At 59.3% G+C, this 877-nt stretch carries 1 protein-coding gene; it reads right to left on the bottom strand.

The annotated features are described in order from the left end of the window. Positions 1 to 18: 18 nt before the first annotated feature. Positions 19 to 830 (bottom strand): IS5 family transposase gene (locus U5A56_RS36860; RefSeq protein WP_257775755.1). Its coding sequence is split into 2 segments (ribosomal slippage): positions 19 to 491 and positions 491 to 830, totalling 813 coding nucleotides; the frame shifts between segments, so codons are not numbered across the junction. Positions 831 to 877: the final 47 nt, after the last annotated feature.

Below are 877 nucleotides of genomic sequence, written 5' to 3'. Positions count from 1 at the left end.
TAAGAAGCTGTTGCGAAATTAGTGAGCCAGAGGTTTGAGACGCGTCCAGCAAATCAAGGCGCAAGCCAAAGATAGGAAGGCCTCGTGGATATGAGCATAGCGTTCGTAGCGAATCTTCAGTCGTCGAAACGCGTGAAGCCATGCAATCGAACGTTCGACTGGCCAACGCGTTTTGCCAAGTCCGCTGCCATGCGGCTCGCAGATTTTTGCAAGTACCGGCGTGATGCCGCGCGCTCGCAAGCGCTGCCGATGTGGCTCGGAACTGTAGCCCCGGTCACCTTGAACGATTTGCGGTTTGTGCAGCGGACGACCCCGCTTGCCTCGAATGTGCGGAATGGCCTCGACCAGCGCGTCGAGCTGGGTAATGTCGTGGCGATTTGCTCCGGTCAGGATGACCGCGAGCGGGATGCCTTGCGCGTCGACGATGAGGTGGTGTTTGCTGCCGAGCTTGCGTCGGTCCGTGGGATTCGGGCCGGTTTTTTTCCCGCCAGCATGGCGCGAATCGACGAGCTGTCGACGAGAGCACGCGTCAAATCAATTTCGCCACGGCGACGCAGTTCCGCGAGCAGCGTCTCGTGGATACGTTGCCAGACGCCAGCTTGCTGCCACGCGACGAGTCGTCGCCAGCAGGCCGTGCCTGAGCCGCAACCCATCTCTTGCGGCAGGAGATTCCATGCGATGCCCGAGCGCAACACGAACACAATGCCAGTCAGTACCGCACGGTCGGGTGTCGGTTTGCGGCCTGCATACTGGCGATTGCGCGGTGCTCGCACGGGCAGAAGTGGTTCGATGAGTGACCACAATTCGTCGTCGATAAGCTCTTTAGGCATCGCTTCCCGTCAGGCAAAACAAGACAGGAAGTTAAGGAAGGTCTGCA

Source organism: Burkholderia sp. BCC1998 (assembly GCF_905339875.1).
In the GTDB taxonomy this organism is placed as follows: Bacteria; Pseudomonadota; Gammaproteobacteria; order Burkholderiales; family Burkholderiaceae; genus Burkholderia.
This window is presented reverse-complemented; position numbering and strand designations above follow the sequence as displayed.